Origin of the sequence: Fibrella aquatica (assembly GCF_041321135.1) — a bacterium.
GTDB lineage: Bacteria > Bacteroidota > Bacteroidia > Cytophagales > Spirosomataceae > Fibrella > Fibrella aquatica.
In genome coordinates, this window is sequence record NZ_JBGGWF010000003.1 from 357,254 (window position 1) to 379,413 (window position 22,160).

Annotated in this window: 21 protein-coding genes; 6 read left to right on the top strand and 15 right to left on the bottom strand. The window is 50.0% G+C overall.

Annotated features, from left to right (window positions below):
• Window positions 1-274: 274 nt before the first annotated feature.
• From ACAW87_RS09140 to ACAW87_RS09150, 3 genes are all read left to right on the top strand, one after another.
• A complete protein-coding gene (locus ACAW87_RS09140; RefSeq protein WP_370723069.1) occupies window positions 275-3,367 on the top strand; it encodes a SusC/RagA family TonB-linked outer membrane protein in 3,093 nt (1,030 codons plus the stop codon).
• Window positions 3,368-3,438: 71 nt separating this feature from the next.
• The gene (locus tag ACAW87_RS09145; protein ID WP_370723070.1) at window positions 3,439-4,899 is read left to right on the top strand and encodes a SusD/RagB family nutrient-binding outer membrane lipoprotein; all 1,461 of its coding nucleotides are present in this window, start codon (window positions 3,439-3,441) and stop codon (window positions 4,897-4,899) included.
• A gap of 188 nt (window positions 4,900-5,087) precedes the next feature.
• Window positions 5,088-6,359: a dipeptidase gene (locus ACAW87_RS09150; protein ID WP_370723071.1), complete on the top strand. Its 1,272-nt coding sequence runs from the start codon at window positions 5,088-5,090 to the stop codon at window positions 6,357-6,359.
• A 130-nt stretch (window positions 6,360-6,489) separates the two neighbouring features.
• Here ACAW87_RS09150 and ACAW87_RS09155 read toward each other — a convergent pair whose 3' ends face one another.
• The 12 genes from ACAW87_RS09155 to ACAW87_RS09210 form a co-directional block, all read right to left on the bottom strand.
• A complete protein-coding gene (locus tag ACAW87_RS09155) occupies window positions 6,490-6,924 on the bottom strand; it encodes a hypothetical protein (RefSeq protein WP_370723072.1) in 435 nt (144 codons plus the stop codon).
• A 22-nt stretch (window positions 6,925-6,946) separates the two neighbouring features.
• Complete coding sequence (locus ACAW87_RS09160) at window positions 6,947-7,435, bottom strand: hypothetical protein (protein WP_370723073.1); 489 nt, start codon at window positions 7,433-7,435, stop codon at window positions 6,947-6,949.
• A 30-nt stretch (window positions 7,436-7,465) separates the two neighbouring features.
• A complete protein-coding gene (locus ACAW87_RS09165) occupies window positions 7,466-8,026 on the bottom strand; it encodes an RNA polymerase sigma factor (protein WP_370723074.1) in 561 nt (186 codons plus the stop codon).
• 99 nt (window positions 8,027-8,125) lie between these two features.
• The gene (locus ACAW87_RS09170) at window positions 8,126-9,079 is read right to left on the bottom strand and encodes a transketolase family protein (protein WP_370723075.1); all 954 of its coding nucleotides are present in this window, start codon (window positions 9,077-9,079) and stop codon (window positions 8,126-8,128) included.
• Between the two features lie 7 nt (window positions 9,080-9,086).
• Window positions 9,087-9,569, bottom strand: a complete 483-nt coding sequence (locus tag ACAW87_RS09175) for a hypothetical protein (RefSeq protein WP_370723076.1) — start codon at window positions 9,567-9,569, stop codon at window positions 9,087-9,089.
• A gap of 68 nt (window positions 9,570-9,637) precedes the next feature.
• Window positions 9,638-10,600: an AAA family ATPase gene (locus tag ACAW87_RS09180; RefSeq protein ID WP_370723077.1), complete on the bottom strand. Its 963-nt coding sequence runs from the start codon at window positions 10,598-10,600 to the stop codon at window positions 9,638-9,640.
• A 153-nt stretch (window positions 10,601-10,753) separates the two neighbouring features.
• Window positions 10,754-11,611 (bottom strand): transketolase, encoded by an 858-nt coding sequence (locus ACAW87_RS09185; RefSeq protein WP_370723078.1) that lies wholly within the window; start codon window positions 11,609-11,611, stop codon window positions 10,754-10,756.
• A 135-nt stretch (window positions 11,612-11,746) separates the two neighbouring features.
• Entirely contained in the window at window positions 11,747-12,196 is a 450-nt protein-coding gene (gene bcp, locus ACAW87_RS09190) for a thioredoxin-dependent thiol peroxidase (RefSeq protein WP_370723079.1), read from the bottom strand.
• A 30-nt stretch (window positions 12,197-12,226) separates the two neighbouring features.
• The gene (locus ACAW87_RS09195; protein ID WP_370723414.1) at window positions 12,227-14,116 is read right to left on the bottom strand and encodes a M23 family metallopeptidase; all 1,890 of its coding nucleotides are present in this window, start codon (window positions 14,114-14,116) and stop codon (window positions 12,227-12,229) included.
• A gap of 152 nt (window positions 14,117-14,268) precedes the next feature.
• The gene (locus ACAW87_RS09200; protein ID WP_370723080.1) at window positions 14,269-14,526 is read right to left on the bottom strand and encodes a Txe/YoeB family addiction module toxin; all 258 of its coding nucleotides are present in this window, start codon (window positions 14,524-14,526) and stop codon (window positions 14,269-14,271) included.
• A complete protein-coding gene (locus ACAW87_RS09205; RefSeq protein WP_370723081.1) occupies window positions 14,519-14,770 on the bottom strand; it encodes a type II toxin-antitoxin system Phd/YefM family antitoxin in 252 nt (83 codons plus the stop codon). The genes ACAW87_RS09200 and ACAW87_RS09205 overlap by 8 nt, the downstream gene beginning before the upstream one ends.
• A 62-nt stretch (window positions 14,771-14,832) precedes the next feature.
• The gene (locus ACAW87_RS09210; RefSeq protein WP_370723082.1) at window positions 14,833-15,444 is read right to left on the bottom strand and encodes a fumarylacetoacetate hydrolase family protein; all 612 of its coding nucleotides are present in this window, start codon (window positions 15,442-15,444) and stop codon (window positions 14,833-14,835) included.
• Window positions 15,445-15,638: 194 nt separating this feature from the next.
• Between ACAW87_RS09210 and ACAW87_RS09215 the strand changes: the two genes are divergently transcribed.
• Window positions 15,639-16,457 (top strand): M48 family metallopeptidase, encoded by an 819-nt coding sequence (locus tag ACAW87_RS09215; protein WP_370723083.1) that lies wholly within the window; start codon window positions 15,639-15,641, stop codon window positions 16,455-16,457.
• 106 nt (window positions 16,458-16,563) lie between these two features.
• On the opposite strand, the gene ACAW87_RS09220 is transcribed toward ACAW87_RS09215, so the two are convergent.
• Together ACAW87_RS09220 and ACAW87_RS09225 are read right to left on the bottom strand one after the other, a co-directional pair.
• Window positions 16,564-17,697, bottom strand: a complete 1,134-nt coding sequence (locus tag ACAW87_RS09220) for an alginate O-acetyltransferase AlgX-related protein (RefSeq protein ID WP_370723084.1) — start codon at window positions 17,695-17,697, stop codon at window positions 16,564-16,566.
• Between the two features lie 3 nt (window positions 17,698-17,700).
• Window positions 17,701-18,975, bottom strand: a complete 1,275-nt coding sequence (locus ACAW87_RS09225) for an MBOAT family O-acyltransferase (protein WP_370723085.1) — start codon at window positions 18,973-18,975, stop codon at window positions 17,701-17,703.
• Window positions 18,976-19,680: 705 nt separating this feature from the next.
• Here ACAW87_RS09225 and ACAW87_RS09230 point away from each other — a divergent pair.
• On the top strand, window positions 19,681-20,460 hold the full coding sequence (locus tag ACAW87_RS09230) for an SGNH/GDSL hydrolase family protein (protein WP_370723086.1): 780 nt from the start codon (window positions 19,681-19,683) through the stop codon (window positions 20,458-20,460).
• A 7-nt stretch (window positions 20,461-20,467) separates the two neighbouring features.
• Here ACAW87_RS09230 and ACAW87_RS09235 read toward each other — a convergent pair whose 3' ends face one another.
• Complete coding sequence (locus ACAW87_RS09235) at window positions 20,468-21,157, bottom strand: arylesterase (RefSeq protein WP_370723087.1); 690 nt, start codon at window positions 21,155-21,157, stop codon at window positions 20,468-20,470.
• Window positions 21,158-21,447: 290 nt separating this feature from the next.
• Here ACAW87_RS09235 and ACAW87_RS09240 point away from each other — a divergent pair, with 290 nt between their 5' ends.
• Window positions 21,448-22,134, top strand: a complete 687-nt coding sequence (locus ACAW87_RS09240) for an ABC transporter ATP-binding protein (RefSeq protein ID WP_370723088.1) — start codon at window positions 21,448-21,450, stop codon at window positions 22,132-22,134.
• Window positions 22,135-22,160: the final 26 nt, after the last annotated feature.

Genomic DNA, 22,160 nt, shown 5'->3' on the forward strand with positions numbered 1-22,160 from the left:
TTATAAGTTACCAAAAATAATATATTTCTATAAAATGCTATTTGACAAACAATTATTTTGAATTATCTAATAATTAACGAATTTAATAGATGTTAATTGAAACAATATAGTAGTTTTATCTGCGAACATTTTTAAGTGAGAGTTTGGGCAAATCATACCTGCACCGGTAAGTGACCTACTCTTAGCGTCTCTGAAACTGTCTTGCGGCTCTTTAAGATTTGAATTTTTATTGAAATAGTTATACTCTTTTTATCATCTCCAAATACAACCCCACATGAATAGAATACTATCTGCTATGTGCTGTTTAGCTATGCTAGTAGGCTACAGCTTCTCGGGCTACGCACAGGATCGGGCTTTATCTGGCCGGGTGCTCTCCAAATCAGACGGAACGGGTTTACCCGGTGCCAACGTAATTATTAAGGGTACTGATCGGGGCAGTACCACCAACGCCAACGGGGAATTTACTCTCAATGCGCCCCCTAATGCCACGCTGGTTGTGTCGTATATCGGCTATAAACCCACCGAATTGCCCGTTGGAAACAATACAACGCTTTCGGTAACGCTCGAAGAAGATGCCTCTATTTTGGGCGAAGTAGTAGTGACTGCTCTGGGTATTACCCGCGAGAAAAAGGCGCTGGGTTACTCGGTGCAGGAGGTCAGCGGTAAGCAATTGACACAGGCCCGCGAAACCAATCTGGCCAACTCCCTGTCGGGCCGGATTGCAGGTGTGCAGGTGACCGGCTCCAACGGCGCCCCCGGCGCATCGTCGCGGGTACTTATTCGGGGCTCTAACTCGATCGGGAGTAATAACCAGCCGTTGTTTGTGGTCGATGGTGTGCCGATCGATAATAGTAATATTGGCTCGGGCACGGCCGTCGATTATGGCAACGGAGCCGCGTCGATCAACCCCGATGATATCGAAAATATTAACGTACTAAAAGGCCCAAGTGCTGCCGCCCTATACGGCTCGCGGGGTGCCAACGGCGTTATCCTGATTACCCTGAAAAGTGGAAGAGGGTCGAAAGGCATCGGCGTAGCGGTTAACTCTAATACAACCTTCGACACCCCTTTTCGGCAGCCTGAGTGGCAAAATGAATACGGTCAAGGTGGAAAAGGAACCTTTAAGTTCGTAGATGGCAGAGGGGCTGGTATCAACGATGGGGTTGACGAAAGCTGGGGGCCTAAACTGGATGGTCGCCTGATCGAGCAGTTCGATTCACCCATTGTCAATGGTGTTCGGCAAGCCACACCCTGGATTGCTCATCCCGATAACGTGAATCAGTTTTATCAGACAGGTCGTACGCTGACCAACAACGTATCGTTGACGGGTGGGAGTGAAAAGGGCGATTTTCGGTTGTCGTATACCGAACTGAGTCAGAACGGAATTCTGCCCAATACTGATTACCGTCGCCGTACGGTTGCCCTCAACGCGGGTTGGAACCTGACCGACAAACTGAGCATTCGGGCCACCGGAAACTACGTTAAAGATGGCAGTGATAACCGCACTAACTGGGGCCTGTACTTCATCTGGTTTGGCCGTCAGGTCGATATGGAGAGCCTGAAAAACTACCAGGCTCCCGGCAGCATCTACCAGAACAACTGGAACTACAATTACTGGACAAACCCGTATTACCAGTTGAATGTAAGCGCCCGCGAAAATGCTAAAGACCGCTTGTTTGGCAACCTGGCCGCTACCTACAAATTCACGCCCTGGCTGACCTTAACGGCTCGTTCGGGCACTGATTTTTACCAGGATCGCCGCAAAACAAAAAATGCAGGCCGCACATCTAATTTGTTCGACAGCTACAACGAAGACCTGGTTTTTGTGCAGGAGTCTAACTCTGATTTCCTGCTGAATGCAACCCGTAAGTTTGGCGAGTTCGACGTAACGGCCAACGTAGGTGGTAACAACCGGACCAACTTCATTCAGCGTAACTACACCGGTGCTACTGAACTGGCTATTCCGCGCGTCTGGAACATTGGTAACTCCCGTCAGCGTCCGGTAACAGACGGCACCATGTACTCGCGCAAAGTGATCAACAGCCTGTATGCCTCATCGAACATCGGCTTCCGTAACTACTTGTTTCTCGATCTGACCGTTCGGAACGACTGGTCGAGCACATTGCCGGCCGATAACCTGTCGTACTTCTATCCGTCGGCGGCGGTAAGTGCTATCCTGACCGATATTTTCAAGGTAAATTCAGACGTTTTATCATTCGCGAAATTGCGCGCTGGCGTGGCCCGTGTTGGTAACGATACCGATCCATACAATCTGCTTCAAACGTACAACTACGCCAACGCATGGGGATCAACGCCTTCACTCGCCGAAAGCAACGCCATGCTAAACGCGGCTCTCAAGCCTGAGTTGACCGATTCGTATGAGATTGGAGCCGAACTGAAACTGTGGAACAACCGAGTGGGGGTCGATGTGACGTACTACGACAAGCAGTCGTACAACCAGATTCTGAACGTCAATATATCGAGTGCTACCGGCTTCAACTCAAAACTGCTCAACGCCGGTCGTCTGCAAAACAAAGGGCTTGAAATTCAACTGACGGGTTCTCCGGTGAAAACAGCCAATTTTCAGTGGGATATGGCCGTGAACTGGGCACGTAACCAGAACAAAGTTGTTTCACTGGCCGACGGGCTCGACACATACACCCTGGGCAGCGTTCGCGGCATGACTGTCGAAGCACGCATTGGTCAGCCATATGGCACGTTCTTCGGGCAAGGTTTCCTGCGCGACCCGTCGGGTAATATCGTGTACGACAACAGTGGCTATCCCCGCGTTGATCCGGTACGTCGGATACTGGGTAACTTCACCCCTCGCTGGATAGGTGGTTTCCAGAACACGTTTACCTACAAGACGCTGTCGCTCAGCACGCTGATCGATGCTAAAGCGGGCGGCGATATTTTCTCGCAATCGATCAACATTGGTCGGTATACGGGCGTGTTAGCCGAAACAACGCTCGGCCGCGAAACAGGTATCATTGGCGAAGGGGTCGTTAATACCGGTACCGCCGAGAACCCGACCTACGTACCCAACACCAAACTGATTTCGTCGGAAGAGTGGCACCACAAATACTACCTGCTGACCAATAACGAAAACACCATTTTCGACGGTAGCTACGTGAAACTGCGTGAAGTTCGGCTAACCTACCGCCTGCCGGGCAAAGTGTTCAGCCGCCTGCCCTTCCGCGATATTACGATTTCGGCCGTGGGTCGTAACCTGGCTTTGCTCTACAGCAACCTGCCGCACATCGACCCGGAAACCAGCTACTACAACGACGGTAACCTACAGGGTATTGAAAACGGGCAAACGCCATCAACGCGCTCCATCGGTTTCAACGTCAGCTTCAACCTATAAACCGGCTCAACCGTCGACGTCAGGCAATGCCTGTACAAGTTCAGACGTCGGCGGTATACCAACTTAAAATCATGAAACGAATCGTTTATTCGCTCCGCTATAAAGCCGCTCTGGCCAGCCTGTTTCTGGGTATGTCTGCCTGCACCGGCGATTTTGCCGACATCAACACCAACCCCAACACGCCGACTAACGCCACAGCCGATTTGTTTATGCCGCACGGCATACAAACCGCCGTTGATGCCTATTCTGGCGGCTCGCTGGGTATGGACGTGGGCGCGGGGTTCTCGCAGCAGTGGGCCCGCATTCAGTACACCGATATTGACCAGTATACCGTAACCAACGATGTGGCCAACACCGGTTGGCAAACGCTGTACATTGAGGCAATGGCCGATTATCAGCGTATTTACAAGATTGGGCAGCAAACGGGCAACACCAATTACCAGGCGGTGGCCGTCATCATGCGCTCATGGGCTTTCTCGGTACTTACTGATGTGTACGGTGATATTCCGTACAAACAGGCCATTCAGGGGTTGGAAGGGACATTGCAACCCAAATACGATGCTCAGAAAGAGGTGTATGCTGGTTTAGTTGCCGAGTTGAAAGCCGCTGGTGAACAGATCGACGTGGCCGATCGGAGTAAGGCGATTGGCGGTGATATTCTGCTCAACGGCGATCTAACGAAGTGGCGCAAGTTTGCCAATACGCTGAGCCTGCGTATTCTGAACCGGATGCTGGGCAAAGCCGATTCACCGATCGACGCTAAATCCGAGATTGAGCGAATCCTGAAAGACCCGGCGAAATACCCCACGTTGGCCTCTAACAGCGATAACATTCAACTCGTGTATCTGGCGGCAGCACCGAGCAACAACCCCATCAACGAAAACCGAAAAACCCGCGATGACCATCGTATCGGAGCTACACTGGTCAACAAGATGAAAACCCTGGGCGATAGCCGACTGGCTATTTACGCCAATGCTCCCGCTGATGGGGGCGATTACAAAGGCGTACCAAACGGACTGGCTGCCTCGGATGCCAACGCACTGGGCCTTTCAAAAACGTCTAAAGTGGGTAATTACTTCGTGGCCGCTACGGCACCGGGTGTACTGCTCAGCTACGCCGAATCGCTGTTTATCAAAGCCGAATTTGCGCATAAGGGAATTGTCGCCGCCGGTGATGCCGCCACTTTGTATACCGATGCCATCAAAGCGTCGCACGGTCAATACGGCCTGACGGCGTCGCCAACGTACCTGACCGCCAATGCGTATGCGGGTGGTACGGCAGGGTATACCCAACTGATGGAACAGAAATGGATTGCCTTGTACGGACAAGGTGTGGAAGCGTGGACCGAATTCCGCCGCACCGGAATCCCTGCGCTCGCGCCGCCCACACTAAACACGAACCTGAACGTGATTCCAACTCGCCTGCCTTATCCGGGTTCGGAAGAATCGCTGAACCGCGCTAATTATAACGAGGCATTGACTCGTCAGGGAGGTCAGAACACGATGCGGATGAAGTTGTGGTTCGCTAAATAATTGATAGATAGAGTTTTAAGTGTAATGTGTTGTATTGCTTCGCGCTACGTGCCCTTCGACAGGCTCAGGGTGACACGCCCACTCAAGATCGTCATGTACATGCTTGAGTGAGTTGTCACCCTGAGCCTGTCGAAGGGCACGTAGCGTGAAGTATCCAGCCATACAACCTCTACCCAACCCATACAACTATGAAAAACCAGTTATATACAGCCGCTTGTCTGGCGTTCCTATCCCTATCTGCCTCAGCGCAAAACGAGAAAGCGTTACTGAAGAAAGCGCACAAAATTCACGAGAAGGCGTTTACCGTTGATACCCACGCCGATACACCCATGCTTTTGTCGCGGGGTGGGTTCGACGTGACCAAAGACAACGACGCCCACAAAACGAACAGTAAAGTCGATTATCCCCGTATGAAGCGCGGTGGCCTCGACGCTATTTTCTGGGCCGTTTATCTGGGGCAGGGGCCTCGCACAACCGAAGGGCACGAAATCGCAAAATCGAAAGCGCTGGGCATTTTTGAAGCCGTACATACGACTTTGAAAAATACGTCATCGGAGGCGGCGCTTGCCACCACACCCGACGAGGCATACCAGATTGGCAAGACGGGCAAACGGGTTATTTTTATTGGCGTCGAAAACGGCTACCCGATGGGGCACGATATTACCATGCTGAAGCGCTTTTACGACCTCGGTGCCCGTTACATGACCCTCTGCCACTCCAGCAACAACGACATTTGCGACTCTTCGACTGACCCAAAAGGAGCCGAATACCAGGGCTTGAGCCTACTGGGCGAGCAGGTGGTGACAGAAATGAACCGCCTGGGCATGATGGTCGATGTGTCGCACGTGTCAGATTCAACGTTTTACGATGTCATACGCCTGTCGAACGTACCCATCATTGCGTCGCATTCGGGGGCCAAAGCGATCTGTGATCACCCGCGTAATCTGACCGATGATATGCTGCGGACACTGGCCAAAAATGGCGGTGTAGTTCAGCTTAATCTACTAAGTGATTATATCAAAACCATCCCGCCCAGCCCGGCGCGCGAGGCCGCTCTGAAAACGGTGCTCGACAAATGGGGGGCCAAAGATCGGCGTGGCTTGATGGGCGCAATGAGCAAACTGTCGGAAGACGATCAGAAAAAGGCCCGCGCGGAGTTGATGGCGGTCAACCAGAAATTTCCGGTACAGTTGGCCACCGTGAAAGATGCCGTAGATCACATCGACCACATCGTGAAAGTAATTGGTATTGACCATGTAGGTATGGGAGCCGACTTCGACGGCGGCGGTGCCTTGGCTGATTGTTTCGATGTTGGCGAGTACGAGAACATAACTATTGAACTGGTGCGGCGCGGTTATTCGAAGAAAGACATCGAAAAAATCTGGAGTGGTAACTTCTTCCGTGTCATGAAATCAGTGGAGAAGGGGAAGAGCAGCACGAAAGAATTAGCCAGTAAATAAGGTGACTCATGAGGGCAAGGCGCTGAGTCACACGTTAGAAATGCGCTAATAGCCCAAAGAGGAATATACATACAAAGGCCCCCGTTTCAGCGGATGAAACGGGGGCCTTTTTTATTGATTCAGTGCGTAACTAGTCCTGATTGCTGTTTAGCTTTTCCAGCAACATTCGGTTGAAGTTACGTTCGGCTTTATACAATTCCTGCAACTGAGTGGGACTTACAACCTTCAGAAAACGGGGCATGTACTCTTCGTCGAGATCGCCTAGTTTTTGCTTAGCTGCGTTCAACTCTTTTAGGTGCGACAATACAGCGGCATCGTTGGCGGTAATGCCCTGTCGTGAATTCTCGCCCGTTAGTTGCCGAATTTTACGGTTGAGGTCTTTTTTCTTGCCGTTGTACTCGTTATAAATAGCCCAGAACGGGGGAGCCTGTTCGGTAGTCAAGTTGAGGCGGTTGGTAATGTAACCAATCTTCTGCGACTCAATCTTCTGAATGTCACTCTGCGCCATCACGCGTCCCAGTGATACGGTAGTCAGCAGCAGAAGGGCCAATACTAGGTGTTTCATAGGTGTGTTCTATAGCGAATGGTTAAGAGTCGGGGTTCGTAAGTTCATCGCTGATATCCTGCGATTCGAGGTGTTGCCGAATGGCGTCGGATTTAATGTCGAGGTATTGAAGTGATGATGAGACGTCATCATCCGGGGCGTTGTCACGCTGAAGCGCGGTCACTTCGTCGGGGTTAAGGCCCTGTTCGTCGAAATAGGCAACAATAGCGGCATCACTAACGCCACTTAATGTTTCCTGACCGATCGAGTCCTGGCGTTGCGGCCATGTCAGCCACACCAGCGTGGCCACAAGTCCGGCACCTGCCAGTGAGGTCATCGTACGTCCCCACGACCAGCTGATGAGCGGGCCGGTTGTTTGTGGGCGTGTAAGGGCTGCCCGGGCTTGCACCCGCGAAGCCAGCGTGTCGAAATATCCGTCAGGAACCCCAGCACCTACCGCTTCAAACGGATGCTGGCGCAGGGGATGCCCCGCGTCGATCTCCTCAAGCCGTATTGGTTCTTTACTGTTCATACTCCTTTGATGCTCAGCCCGCGCCGGGGTTTAACGGTTGGTTAAAAAATCCTCAATCTTCTTTACGGCCAAATGGTAAGACGCTTTCAAAGCACCGACCGACGTACCTGTAATTTCCGAAATTTCTTCGTATTTCATGTCGTCGAAGTATTTCATGTTGAACACAAGTCGTTGTTTATCAGGTAGCTTAAGTAATGCCTTCTGTAAAGCTAACTGCACTTCTTCGCCACTAGGATCAAGGCCCGACGTCACGTAATCAGCGTTGCTTTCCAGTTTCTCCATCAATTCGCCTTCCACATCGCCAATGGGCAGAAAAAACCGGCGACGTTTCTTGTTTAGGAAGTTAAGGCATTCATTGGTAGCAATGCGGTAGATCCAGGTATATAACTGACTGTCGCCCCGAAACTGTTCCAGGCTGGCCCATACCTTCACAAACGTGTCCTGAACAAGATCGTCGGCGTCATCATGGTCGATTACCATCTTCCGTATATGCCAATAAATCTTCTGCTGGTATTTTTTTACCATCAGATTAAAGGCATAGTTCCGGCTCGACGGATCGCGGTATTTCTCGAGTAGTTCCTGGTCAGTCATTTGTAAGAATTAAGAATTGAGAATTAAGAATTAAGAGTGGCTCTGCTCAGGTACGTTATTCAGCAGAGCCATTCTTGATTCTTAATTCTCAATTCTTAATTATTTCCTTGCTATTGCCCGCTTAACGGCGTCGGCGATGTTGGCGGCTTTGAGACCGTATTTCTCTAACAGTTGGTCGGGCGTTCCGCTTTCACCAAAGGTATCTTTTGTACCAACAAACTCCTGAGGGCTTGGCAAGTTTTGAGACAATACGTGCGCGATGCTCTCGCCCAGACCACCCCAGATGTTGTGTTCTTCAACCGATACGGCACAACCAGTTTTCTTCACCGAATTTAAAATCGCTTCCTGGTCAAGTGGCTTGATCGTGTGAATATTGATCAGGTCGATCTCGATGCCCTCTGCCGATAGCATCTCGCCCGCCAGTACCGCTTCCCACACCAGGTTACCCGTTACAAACACCGAACAGGCGTCGCCTTCATTCATGTGCCATGCTTTGCCAATCACGAATTTCTCATCGGCAGGCGTAAACACGGGCAACACCGGACGGCCAAAACGCAGGTATACCGGCCCTTCGTGCTCGGCAATGGCGATAGTGGCGGCTTTTGTCTGGTTGTAATCGCAGGTGTTGATAACTGTCATGTTTGGCAGCATCTTCATCATGCCCAGATCTTCCAGAATCTGGTGCGTAGCGCCATCTTCGCCCAACGTCAGGCCCGAGTGCGACGCGCAGATTTTTACGTTCTTCTCCGAATACGCCACCGACTGCCGGATCTGGTCATATACGCGACCCGTAGCGAAGTTAGCAAACGTAGTAGCAAACGGAATGTGCCCACCGATGGTCAGACCAGCCGATACGCCGATCATGTTTGCTTCGGCAATGCCACACTGGATAAACCGATCCGGAAAATCCTTGATGAAGGCGTCGAGCTTGAGTGAGCCGGCCAAATCGGCGGTGAGGGCTACCACATTCGGGTTTGTTTTGCCCAGTTCGTAAATCCCCGCGCCGAAGCCAGACCGGGTGTCTTTTTTGTCTGTGTATTCGAATTTTTTCATGTTATTCTCAATTCGCCGAAGCGATCGTTTGCAATTTATTCAAAAAATACCGCGCCGACGGACAGTTCGGATGTTCAGCCGCGCGTTCAATAGAGAAGCCACAACGTTTCATATTGTTGGCCAACTTAGGTTTACTCTTCGGAAAGCGTTTGCCAAGCAGACGGATAATCTCATCTAGTGGCTCAACGTACCCTTCTGGTCTTTCGACCGGTTGATCACTACCTGTGAACGTACCTAGCGCTATTGTATCGGCGAGATACCAGTTCTCAAATTCTTTAACAGCTACTACCACAGTTTGGTCGTCAAACGACGGGACTGTTCGTTTAGTCAACGTGATACACTGATCGTCATCCAAGTCAACTAGTGCAATAACTCGCTCCACGCCTTTATCCAGCAGAATCTGTCGGTGCTTTGGCAGAAAGTCTGCCCGGTATTGCGTCTTACTACCTGCAACAACCACATCTACTAATTCTATTTGGTAGCTGTTCATCAATGCCTTGAAATCGGATGAATCGAAGATTATCTTCTCTGATTCACCCTCGCATATGATACCCAGCTTCACCACGGAATACCACCGCCAAGAGCGTTTGACAACCAGGCTTCGTCCATCGGTAACCCATGCAGATTCATTCCCGCTACCTGCTTCGTCTTTGTTGCACCATCCACTTTATCCACCAAAATAATCTCTTCAGGTGTCAGCACCGAAACCAACGATTGTGAATGCGTATTCAGCCAGATATAATGGCCATACTCTTCACAGGCAAACCGAAATAGGTGAACTAACTCCCGCGTTACTTTTGGGTTGAGACCATTTTCGGGTTCTTCGATACAAAGGAATTGTGGTTCTTCACTTTGAAAAACGGCTGTTAACAAAGCAAGAATATTATACGTACCGTCAGAGATCAGATCTTTAGTGAAATACTTTCTATGAGCAGTTTCAAACCAATGTAATTCGTCTCGATCATCTATTTCGACAGCTTTGAAGCTGGGCACAAAAATCTCAAGCCACTCAAAAATTTCACGTTTCAGTACATCGTTGCTCAGAATGCGCTTAAGAACCTTCTCAAGATTACTAGCCGCAAGAGATAGCCGCTTGTTATTATTAAGAGAAAGTTTTTGTAGTGGTGTGTTCTTGATAAAAAGGCGAGAAAAATTTTCTAGAAATTTGTCAAGTGCCTTGAAGTTACCAGAAAAGGTAGCGTTAGAATCAACCTTGCCGCCTATCTCAATCTCTTCGTTTTTAGTGTCATAAACAAATCGAGCTGTAACGCCGCCAAGATCAACACCTACTGCAACAGAATTACTTATACTTCTCCTGTTTAGAAAACCCTCCTGTCCGCCAAATAAATCTTCTACAAGATCATTAGTAGCGTTGGCTAAGTACATAAACTCCAGCGCCTCGAAAATATTGGATTTGCCGGAGCCGTTAGGGCCGACAAAGACCGTAAACGGGTTGGGCTCAATGAGCTCGATCCGTTCAATGGACTTGAAATTTTCGATGACGAGGCGTTTTATCTGCATTGGTGCTGTTTCAGATTTGCAATCTGGAACTGGCTAACAGCGCGTTTGCAACGCGCATTAATGAACACTTTTTTAGTAAATGCGCGTTGCAAACGCGCTGTTAGTCAGTTCCAGATTGCAAATCTGAAACAGCAAAGCAGCAAAGACTCTTTTTTAATAGTCTTCCATGCCCGCGTACACAGGCAGTTGGCCGAGGGCGTTGGCCATTTGTTCGGGGTTGAGGGCCGTGCCGTGCCACTTGTAGTTACCAGCCATGAAATCGACGCCGTAGCCCATCAGGGTGTGCATCAGAATCAGCGTGGGAACCTCGGGGTCGTGCTTGGCGTCTTTCAGGGTTTTGATGATATCACCCATGTCGTTGCCCTGCATTTCGGTCACGTTCCAGCCGAAGGCTTTGTATTTCGCCGCCAGGTCACGGTTGTCATTGACGCCCATCGTGGTGCCGTCGATCTGCGCCAGGTTGTAGTCGATGATCGCGGTGAGGTTGCCCAGCTTTTTGTTCGGCGCAAACTGAGCCGCTTCCCAAACCTGACCTTCCTGCTGTTCGCCGTCGCCCATCAGCACATACACGTGCTTGTCGTCTTTGTTTAGCTTCTTGGCAAAGGCTGCTCCGGCAGCTACCGACAGACCCTGTCCCAATGAACCAGAGGCTATACGCACGCCCGGTAGGTGCTCGGCCGTGGTAGGGTGCCCCTGCAACCGGCTGTCGAGCTTACGGAACGTAGCCAGTTCTGATACCGGGAAGTAACCCGTTCGGGCCAATACCGAATAGAATACCGGCGAAATGTGGCCATTCGAGAGGAAGAACAGATCTTCGTCTTTACCGTCCATGTCGAAAACCGGCTTGCCGTCGGCATCGAGCTTCTTGCGAAGCACGTCGAAATAAAGGGCCACAAACAGGTCGGTGCAGCCTAGTGAACCACCTGGGTGGCCTGAATTAACGGCAGATACCATCCGCAAAATGTCGCGACGTACCTGTGAAGCAATGTGCTCGAGTTGTTGTATTTCCATAGTCATAAGAATTAAGAATTAAGAGCGGTCCGCCGCTGCGGTTAAGAATTAAGAATTAAGAATTGCTAATGAGTGTAGACTGGCTCTGGCAGCGCAACTCTTAATTCTTAACCGCAGCGGCGGACCGCTCTTAATTCATTTCAAGATTTGCGTTGCGTGATTTTTTGTGTCTACTTTTTCAATGATGTCGGCGATTAGGCCGTTCTCGTCGATGATGAAGGTCTTGCGAACAGTGCCCATGTATGTTTTACCATACATCGACTTCTCTTGCCAGACACCATACGCTTCCACAACCGCCTTGTCAGTGTCGGCAATCAGTGAAAACGGAAGGTCGTACTTACTTATAAACCTATTATGCGCTTTTTGTGGATCGATACTCACTCCTAAAACTTCGTAACCGGCCTTTTTCAGTTCAGTATAGTTGTCGCGCAGGCTACAGGCCTGCGCGGTGCAGCCGGGGGTATCGTCTTTCGGATAAAAGTACAAAACTATTTTTCGGCCCCGGTAATCGGAGAGTGTCAGTGGGTTACCATGCTGATCAGTAGTGGTGAAATCGGGGGCTAAGTCGCCAATAGCTAGAGACATAATCAGGAATTTAGTACAAACATATTCACCCTAGCGTTTCCGTCCGCGTTTTTTTGCAGGAGCTTTCTTTACGGCTTTGGGTTTCGGAGCCGGAGCCGTTGCAATGCTGGTTACCACCTCGCCGATGTTACCCGCCCGGTCACGTACCTGAAGAATTACTTCTGAACCGGGTTCAAACGGAACGGTTGCGTCGAGCTTGTCCGACCAGATCAGGGCACGTTTGTAGTCATACTGCATCAGCGTCCATTCGCCATTGACAAACACCCGGAATTGATCAATTCCCGACAGGTCGTCGCTGATGCGGGCAATGATATTTTTACCGGTGGCGCTTACTACCCGAATGGCGGGCGGAGTCATATCGGTCAATAACCCAAACTTACCCAGTTCACGGGTTCGAAACTCAATACGGTTGTTCGTCCATTTACCACCAATAAAGCGTTGACGGCCCGCTGATAACGCATACATTTTCGTGCGCATGGTGTCGATGCTCATCGGCGTTACTGGCGTAAAACGGACGTCGATGAAGTCATTGAGTGGAGTTGTGTATTCATTGATCTCCAGTATGTTGCTTCGCGAGGTTCGGGTCGACAAATAAAGTGTGTCGAACAATGATTCGGCGTTGAAGCGGATATTGACGTTACCCGCGTCGATGACCTGGTTACGTCCCGGAAGAATGGCCTGGCGGAAGTTGAGCGGAAGACGTCCCCGGCCAATCTGCACCGAATCGGGTAGCGTTTTGCTGAGGTCGATCAGGTAAATGGCTTTGCTGTCGCGGGTGTAGGCAACGGGGAGTTCGGTGGTTTTTTTGCCGGAGAACAAAAGGGCATTGGGTGGTACACCGGGCAGTTCCCGTACCGACAGTTTCAGCACGTTATTATCTGAGGTCAGAGTTACGTTGGGCACCGAGAGCCTGATGGGCGAGGCATCTTCATCCAGATCGGTACTGTCGGTAACGAGCGTCTGAATTGGCTGTGCCAGAATAGGCGTGGTTACCGGTTCGGGCTGTACAATGAATCGGAGCGTGGTGGCGTGCTCATAATTATCGAACAGGGTAATGCTTACTTCATGCGGTTTTCCGTCGAGCAGGGGCAGTTTTCCCCGATAGGCGTTGGTACGGTACAAAGCCAGTTTATTGCCGTCGGCCAGGTAACCCCGGTGGTAACGCTGACCACTCAATTGCTCGGCCTCGTAGTTCATGTGTACGTTGATGAACCGCGTTTGCTCGTGCGGAAATGAGTTCATACTGTAGGCAAAGACCTCATTGCCGTCGAGCCGAATCTCCACGCAGTTCAGTCCGTTGCGATAGGGCGAGCCATTTGTTTTGTCGTAAGCCAGCAATTCCAGCCCCAGTAGCCCCGATCCCGAAATGGGTTGACTAATGGTGTAAGAACCGTCGGCCCGACGAACGGGCGTGAACGTTTGCCGCTGAAACTCGCCGTTCAGCCGCGAATCCGGGGTAAGCGTTCGGATAGCGATGCGCTCAAAATAGGGGGGTACATCGTCGGTCAGTTCCGAAAAACCATACAGCAATGGATTGATGAGGTTGTCGTTGGGGTCGCGCACCTCGAAATGCAAGTGGGGCCCACCCGATCCGCCGGTATTACCAGACAAGGCAATAACGTCGCCCTTTTTGACCGGAAACTCGTTAGGTTGGGGCCTCAGATCGATTTCAAACGTTTTTTTAGCGTACTGGTTTTCGCGCAGGTACGTACCCAGCGTGTCGTTCAACGTTTTCAGGTGGCCGTAAACGGTGGTAAGTCCGTTGGGATGTTTCAGGAAAATGACGTTTCCGTAGCCACCCGTAAACACGGCAATGCGGGAGACGTATCCATCGGCGGCGGCGTGTACCGGTACGCCTTCAACACCGCCCGTTCGGATGTCTAAACCAGCATGAAAGTGGTTGCCCCGTAAATCGCCCATCCCGCCCGACAGTGATCCTGCCTGACCGGGATTGATGGGAAACAACAGATAGCCGGGTTGCACCAGCGAAGGCAGTGGCTTGCGTGCCTGTCCAAACAGGAAAGCGGGCAGCAGGGTTAGCAGGAGAAAGCAGGGGTATTTCAAATCGTCAATCAATAATGGTATTTACAGGCAAGAACAACAATTGTCTGGTCGGTTACTTCATAGACCAGGCGATGCTCTTGCGTAATCCTCCTTGACCAGCAGCCACGAAGGTTATACTTAAGGGGTTCTGGCTTTCCGATACCGGTGAAAAGCGTTTCGGTAGCATCATCAATTAGCTCGATTATCTTCCTGACGATTTTCAGGTCAGCTCGTGCCCACTCTGTGAAGTCTTCCCAGGCTTCAGGCGTAAAAACAGGTTTACGCATCAGGATTCACTCCACGAAAGGCTGCTAGATCGGGCGAAACTAGATTCCCCTGACGCGCATTGTCCATAGAACGGAGGAGGCGTTCCCTATTGGCTGATGATTGAAGCAGGTAGTCTGTTTCGTCAGGCTCGTCATCAACAATGATAGTCACGCGTTTTTGGCGAGAGTTACTAAACATCTCTTTCAGATGCTGAATCAGTCCGCTGTTTAGTTCGTCTAATTCTAATGAGATCGTGTGTTTCATAACTAACCTGTTGTTGTTCTTATGAAGGTAACGTATTCAAAAAATATTCAGTTTTTACGCATTTACTTTACCCCGAAATTCAGCATTTCGCGGCCTTCAAGGGTCGCCACCAGCCGGTCGCCAATCTGTACGGGGCCAACGCCTTTAGGGGTTCCGGTAAATAGAATATCGCCTTTCTGAAGCAGGAAGTAGCGCGACACGTACGCGATCAGAAAATCGATTTTGAAGAGCATCAGACTGGTATTGCTTTCCTGCCGGGTTTCGCCGTTGATGGTCAGCCCGAAGTTCAGGTTTTGCAGATCGTCAAATTCTGTTTTCGGGATAAACTCCGATACGGGGGCCGAGCCATTAAACGCTTTAGCCAACTCCCAGGGTAAGCCTTTTGCTTTCAATTTACTCTGCACATCGCGGGCCGTAAAGTCGATGCCCAGCCCGATTTCGTCGTAATACTTGTGGGCAAAGCGTTCTTCGATGTTTTTACCCACGCGGTTGATCTTCACCAGCACCTCTACTTCGTGATGCACGTCGGTGGAAAAGTCGGGGTAAAAGAACGGTGCATTACGGTATAAAATGGCCGTTTCAGGTTTCAGGAAAATAACCGGATCGCCCGATTGTTCGTTGTTTAACTCCTGAATGTGCTCTACGTAATTGCGGCCGACGGCAATGATTTTCATGGTGATACGGGCGTTTCGAAATTGGACAGCCCCTGGTTCTTCAGGGCATTTTAAGGCAGGGAACGCTCACAAAACTAAACCATAACCCCGCCCGCTCGTCAAAACTGATAAACAAAAGGGCAAGCAGACGGGTACGTATACTCTAGGATGCAACGCCTTAGCGAATTGTCCAACGAACGTAATTCACGAACACGATGAAAAAGTTGATTATAGGAATGCTGGCCTTAGGGTTTCTGATTGGCTGTCAGACAGTACCACTATCGGGCCGTAAGCAACTGGTAGTGGTTTCTAATGCTGAGCTATTGCCAATGAGTTTTCAGAGCTATCAGGGCGTTTTAGACACGAGCCGGGTGGTTCGGAGTAGTAGTCAGGCCGAGATGGTACAGCGCGTGGGTAACAAACTGCGGCAGGCGATGGAAAGCTATATGAACAGCAATGGTTTTAGCGAACGCCTGGCAGGCTATCAGTGGGAGTTTGCACTCATTGAAAGTCCGCAGATTAATGCCTGGTGTATGCCGGGTGGTAAAGTGGCTTTCTATACGGGCATTTTACCCTACACACAAAATGAAGCGGGTGCGGCGGCCGTGATGGGCCACGAAATTTCGCACGCCATTGCCGAGCATGGCCGCGAGCGAATGAGCGAAGGATTACTGTCGAGTGGGCTTATTCAGGCGGGTCAGGCTTTTGCGGGTTCACGAGCTCAGCAAAACCCAAGTGCTACTAAAGCCATTTTATATCAGGCAGTTGGTGTTGCCCTGCCTGCGGCATATCAGGTAGGGCGTGAACTGCCTCACAGCCGAGCGCAGGAATCAGAAGCCGATAAACTTGGCCTAATTTTCATGGCTATGGCCGGTTATGACCCTGCTGAAGCGATCAATTTCTGGGGTCGCATGGCCAAAGCCGGTGGCGGTAACAAACCTCCCGAGTTTCTGTCAACGCACCCATCCGATTCCCGCCGCATTTCTGACCTGCAAAAGCTGCTTCCCGAAGCACGGAAGTATTACAAAGGATAAGAGTCAAGAATTGAGAGGCAAGAAATAAGAATGGCTCTGCCGGGGCACCAGACGGTACTCGAGCAGAGCCACTCTTGTTTCTTGCCTCTCAATTCTTTCTTCTAACCTATAACTTCCTTAAATCGCGTAGATTTCGTTCAACGATCTCCACAACGACAATGTCTGGCCTTTCCCGGTCAATGCGCTTCCAGTCGAGAGTTGGCTGATGTACGGCAGTCGATCGACTGAAGTAACTGGGTATGTAAGCTAACATGCCTTCGCTGAATGAGTCTCCAAAGAAAATCATCGACGGTTGACTTGGGTCTTTTCCCTGAAAATGTGACGCTTGTTTATCCGTTGCTTGCTGAGTGGCAACAGCTCTGACGGCGGGTTTAATGACTATGCTACAAAAGGTCTGATCTTTAACCTGTCCCTGAAGCATCATGAGCGCGGCTAAATCGCCACTGCCACCCCGCATGATCTGCATGTCGTACTCACTCCACCGTATTGGACGAATGGTTGGGAATTTCTGTCGAATTCGATTGACAAGCGAGGCAGTACCAATGAATGCTCCGTAGCTACTCCAATGGGTGTCTGTTTCCTTGTAAACATCTATTCTTTGTTTTGCCTTGCGTAAGGCATCTCGAATGTCGAGGAAAGGTACTGCCGGTTGTTTTTGCATTGCTCGACTAAGCACGTCATGGGGCGTTTCGGGCTCTTTGCAAAGGCCGTCTGCCTGAACTTGCGGACAAGGCGATAAGTGATCGGGCAGATATTCCGGATAGATCGAGTGCGAGTCAGGAGCGATCAGTATATATAACTGTATTCCCTTATTGGCCAATTTTTGATGAACATCTGCTATATATTGCGCAATAGCCTTCGCGGAATCAAGTGGTAAAGGCCATAATCCCTGATGCTGTTGCATTACCCGATTGTACTGATCACCAACGTATAGCCACCCCTTTTTGCCGAGGATAACCTGCTGAGGGACGGGAGAATCGTTTAAAACGTAGTAGTGTAGTGTACTGTGTAAGAATACCAGTCCGTTACGGCCACCAAAATTAGTTTTGTAGTAAGTATCAAATTTCCGAACGGCTTTTTTTAGTGACTGAATGGAGTGTAGAGAGCCCGCTTCTGGCAAAGAAGATGACTTCTTTTCCATTGTGCGAAAGGACGAAATACCCAATACCTGATCGATTACTGGCAGACAAATAAGTAAGAAAAAGCACGCAACCAGGCTTTTATTTTTAAGATTTTTCATCCGTTAAAATCGAAAATAAATAAACGGGTTGTACGTGCTCGCAGCCAAACTCATCATCGACAGAAAGAATAAACTGAGCAGGCCAACTACGTAGCCAATATTCCGAAACATACCGATCGGGACTTGATCTTGGTGGCGTTGAGCCATGAAATACACGGGTGTTGTGAAAATAACCCCAAGTATGAACGTGCCCACTATGGTCGTAGACGTGAAGCTGTTGATGGTATACGCATAGGACGTTTCGGAACCGTTGAGGCCTATCAACCGGCCCATGTAGGCACTGGCAGCGCTAAAATCGTTGGCTCGAAATAATACCCAGCCAATCATCACGACCAGCAACGTGTAAACATGACCAATTACGGCAGGCCACTGCTTTAGCCGATTAGCCAACCCGGCTCGCTCTACCAGTAAAAAAGCACCATGAAACAATCCCCAGATAATAAAATTCCAGCTAGCTCCGTGCCAAAGTCCGGTGATAAAAAAGACAATCAGCAAGTTTCGATATGTCTTTGCCTTCGATCCCTTGCTTCCGCCCAGAGGTATATACACATAGTCACGAAACCAGCTTGAGAGTGAGATGTGCCAGCGCCGCCAGAAATCCTGTATTGAACGAGCAGTGTAAGGGTAGTTGAAATTTTCTTTAAAATTGAACCCAATGAGACGACCCAAGCCGATAGCCATATCGGAGTAGCCTGAAAAATCGAAATAGATCTGTAACGTATAAGCTATTACGCCAAGCCAGGCTGCAGCCACCGAAATGCTGTTGACAGGTACGTTGAATAGCGTGTCGGCTACTTCGGCAAATGTATTGGCCAACAACATCTTCTTGGCCAATCCGAGAATAAATCGCTCAACACCAGCTGCCCGCATGTCTACAGAGGTTTCCCGTCCCGACAGTTCAGGGGCAATGTCTGCATAACGAACGATTGGACCGGCGATCTGATGGGGAAACATAGCCGTGTAGGTGCCGTAATCGATGAAATTCTTATTGACATTAATGCGGCCCCAGTACACATCAAGGGCGTATGATATGCCCTGGAACGTGTAAAAGCTAATACCAATAGGCAGTAATATAAGCCCTGGATTGACCCACGAGTTAGCATCTATGGTTGGCCAGCCTGTTAGTTGTTGTACAGTCTCTACCGCAAAATTGGCGTATTTGTAGTAAAAGAGTAATGACAAACTACCCGCTAGTGATAGGCCCAGTCCAAAACGGCGATGACCGCCGGCTATCAATATGCCGGCTACGTAATTGATCGTTATCGATACCAGCAGCACAATAACTATGGGCCCCTCGCCCCAGGCGTAGAAGAGGAGGCTCGTGGCAAAAAGCCAGGCATTGCGCCAATTTAAGGTAATAGGTATATTTTTATAATCTAATGGGATTAAATAGTATAATAATAAAAAAAAGGGCAGAAAGAGGAAAAGGAAAATAGGCGAGTTAAATAACATACATAAAGAAGAAGTGGGTGCCTCAAATATAGGTACCGTTTCCTTCTGTAAGTAATTACCTATGTTTAAATTATATACACAAGCATATGAAGATTTATAGATATTGCTTGATATGGTCATTTGCCTGAATGACAGGCGTGTGGGGCAAGCTACCCGCTTAATCTGGAAAAAGATCAATAAGCAAGTAGCAGAAACTAACTCGTTTACTTCTTTGTCATCCGGTTAGGAATGTGCTTCATGCACACGTTGGCTGTAATTATGAAAACAAAGTGGTTCTACTCAGTCTTTCTTGTGTCGTGTTTAGCCACTTGCGGATTTTCCTTAGTTGGCTTACAAAGTTGTAGTTCAAGCGGTCGGGCGGTAGTTTCTCCAGTGGTTCCCGGTACGGGCGGCCCGTCATCCACAACAACAATTGTTTCGTCGACTACTTGCTCCTGTTCTTCACCAGAGGTAACGACAGTAGTAAATCCAGTTACAAAAAATGACAGCTTATCTGTCCCTCTGCCAAGGTTCGATCCTGACAAGGGGACCTTGCCGATTGGAACACTTATTCGGCTGTCAGCCGACTCAATACCCAGCCAGGGTACGCTTGAATATTCAACAGATGGGGGTGCCCGTTGGATGGCGGCGACTCAGTTTGTGCTGAAAAACGGAGGGACGTACCTGACTCGTATACGAGCGGGTAATCGTGTGTCTCGTGCCACATCAACCACATTCAATCTGAGCTATAGTAATGTGGTCATTCTGGGTAATAGCATCATGAAGCTAGGCCCTGATCCGGCAGTGGGGTGGCCGTATAATCACGGCATGGCGGCGTCGGCTCCAGAAAAAGACTTTGTTCATATCCTGACTCGCCAGCTACAGCAGCGACTTCCTACCGTGAAGGTCACTTTGTCGGGAGGCTTTCTTTTCGAGAGCAGCTACTGGAAAATTGGTCTCAATGAATATGACCCCTCTTTTTCCGTAAAGCCTGATTTAACCGTTGTGCGGATTGCCGAAAACATTGATGATACACAGGCAAATACCCGCAATTTCGAATTGTATTATCGCCAACTGCTAGACTATATAGCTGATCATTCGGCCACTACGCACAAGATTGTCTGTACAACCAGTTTCTGGGACCAGCCCCATGTAGATGCCGTGATACGCAAGGTCGCGGCTGAAAAAGGGTACCCGTTGGCCTGTCTGTGTGATCTTGTCAACAAGCCTGAATACAGAGCTTTACAGTTTAAAGACCCCGGTGTAGCAGCGCACCCAAATGATAAGGGAATGGCCGAAATTGCCCGCCTGATCTGGGAAAAAGCGCAATAGGGCTTCCTCATTTCGCCACCATTGGTCCGATGATTTTCCAAACAGTTTCGGTAACGATGCGGTGGCCTTCCACATTGGGGTGAATGCCGTCGGGCTGATTGAGCTTAGGATCACCACCCACGGTTTCGAGCAAAAACGGAATAAGCACGGCCTTGTTCTTCGTGGCCAGTTCCTTAAAGATTTCCCGAAACTCGTTGGTATATGCCCGACCCAGATTGGGCGGAATCTGCATACCGGCAATGACGATTCGAGCCTCCGGGTTTTTCAACCGGACCGTATCGATAATCGCCTGCAAATTCTCGCGCGATGATTTCAGCGGAATTCCCCGAAGCCCATCATTACCACCCAACTCAAGCACGAAAATATCGGCCGGCTGACGTAGTACCCAACCTACGCGACTTCGTCCACCGGCGGTTGTTTCGCCACTTAGACCGGCATTGACCACGCGGTAGGGAAGGCCCAATGAATCGATGCGGGCACCGATCCGGTTCGGAAACGCATCGGCCGTATTCTCCAGACCGTAGCCGGCAGCCAGGCTATTTCCGAAGAAAACGATGACTTTCTTTTTCGATGTTGCAGCGGCCGTTGCTATTGAATCCGAACCTTTTTTTTCGGTAGTTGAGGTATCGGTTTTTGAATTGCAACTCAGGCAAATAATGAGTCCCAACAGGGGAGCAAAGCGGGCAATCGGATGCATAGTGAAGATGACTAATGGTCGTTGCTTTGTCAAACCCCGAAAGTGTGCTTAACGTTTACAACCTGATATTGGATGCTGGATATTGGACGTTGGACAAGCCTGTATTTGGTCTAACATCCAATATCCAACGTCCAATGTCTACAATACGTTGCCCCGTTCATTCTTACCGATAAGCCGCCCATTGCGACCGATCCCCCTAATTTCGCTCCACAACGTGACGAAAACCGGGCCGGCGTGGTTATGGCTAGGTACGTGACAACAGAGGCAACGTACCTGATACAACCTGATTTATGAGTTTACGCGTCGAAAACCTGACGAAGACATACCAAAGTGCCGGTCAGTCACTCACTGTACTCCACCATGTTTCGTTTGACCTGCAACCCGGCGATAGTTTCGCCATTGTTGGCCCGAGCGGCAGCGGTAAAACCACGCTGTTGGGCCTGTGTGCAGGCCTCGACCGGGCTTCGTCGGGCAGTGTGTGGCTCAACGGCGTACAACTCGACAATCTGAATGAAGATCAGCGGGCGGCGGTACGTAACCAGCATGTCGGCTTCATCTTCCAGAACTTCCAGCTATTGCCTACCCTTACCGCCCTTGAAAACGTGATGGTGCCGCTCGAATTGCGGGGCACCCGCGGGGCCGAGCGTATTGCCCGTGACTTGCTTGGCCGCGTTGGCCTGGCCGACCGGGGGCATCACTACCCCTTGCAACTGAGTGGTGGCGAACAGCAACGCGTTTCGTTGGCCCGGGCATTCTCGAACCGACCAGCCATTTTGTTTGCCGATGAACCAACCGGCAACCTCGACGAAGATACCAGCCAAACGGTTGAAAGTCTGCTGTTCGACCTGAACCGCGAAGCGGGCACTACGCTCGTCATTGTTACCCACGACCTCGAATTGGCCGCCAAAACCCAGCGCATGATCCGCATCCGAGGTGGGCATGTGGTGGAAGACACAGCCCAGACGCGAACTGTTTAATTGTTTGTAGTCTGTTGTTTGTGGTT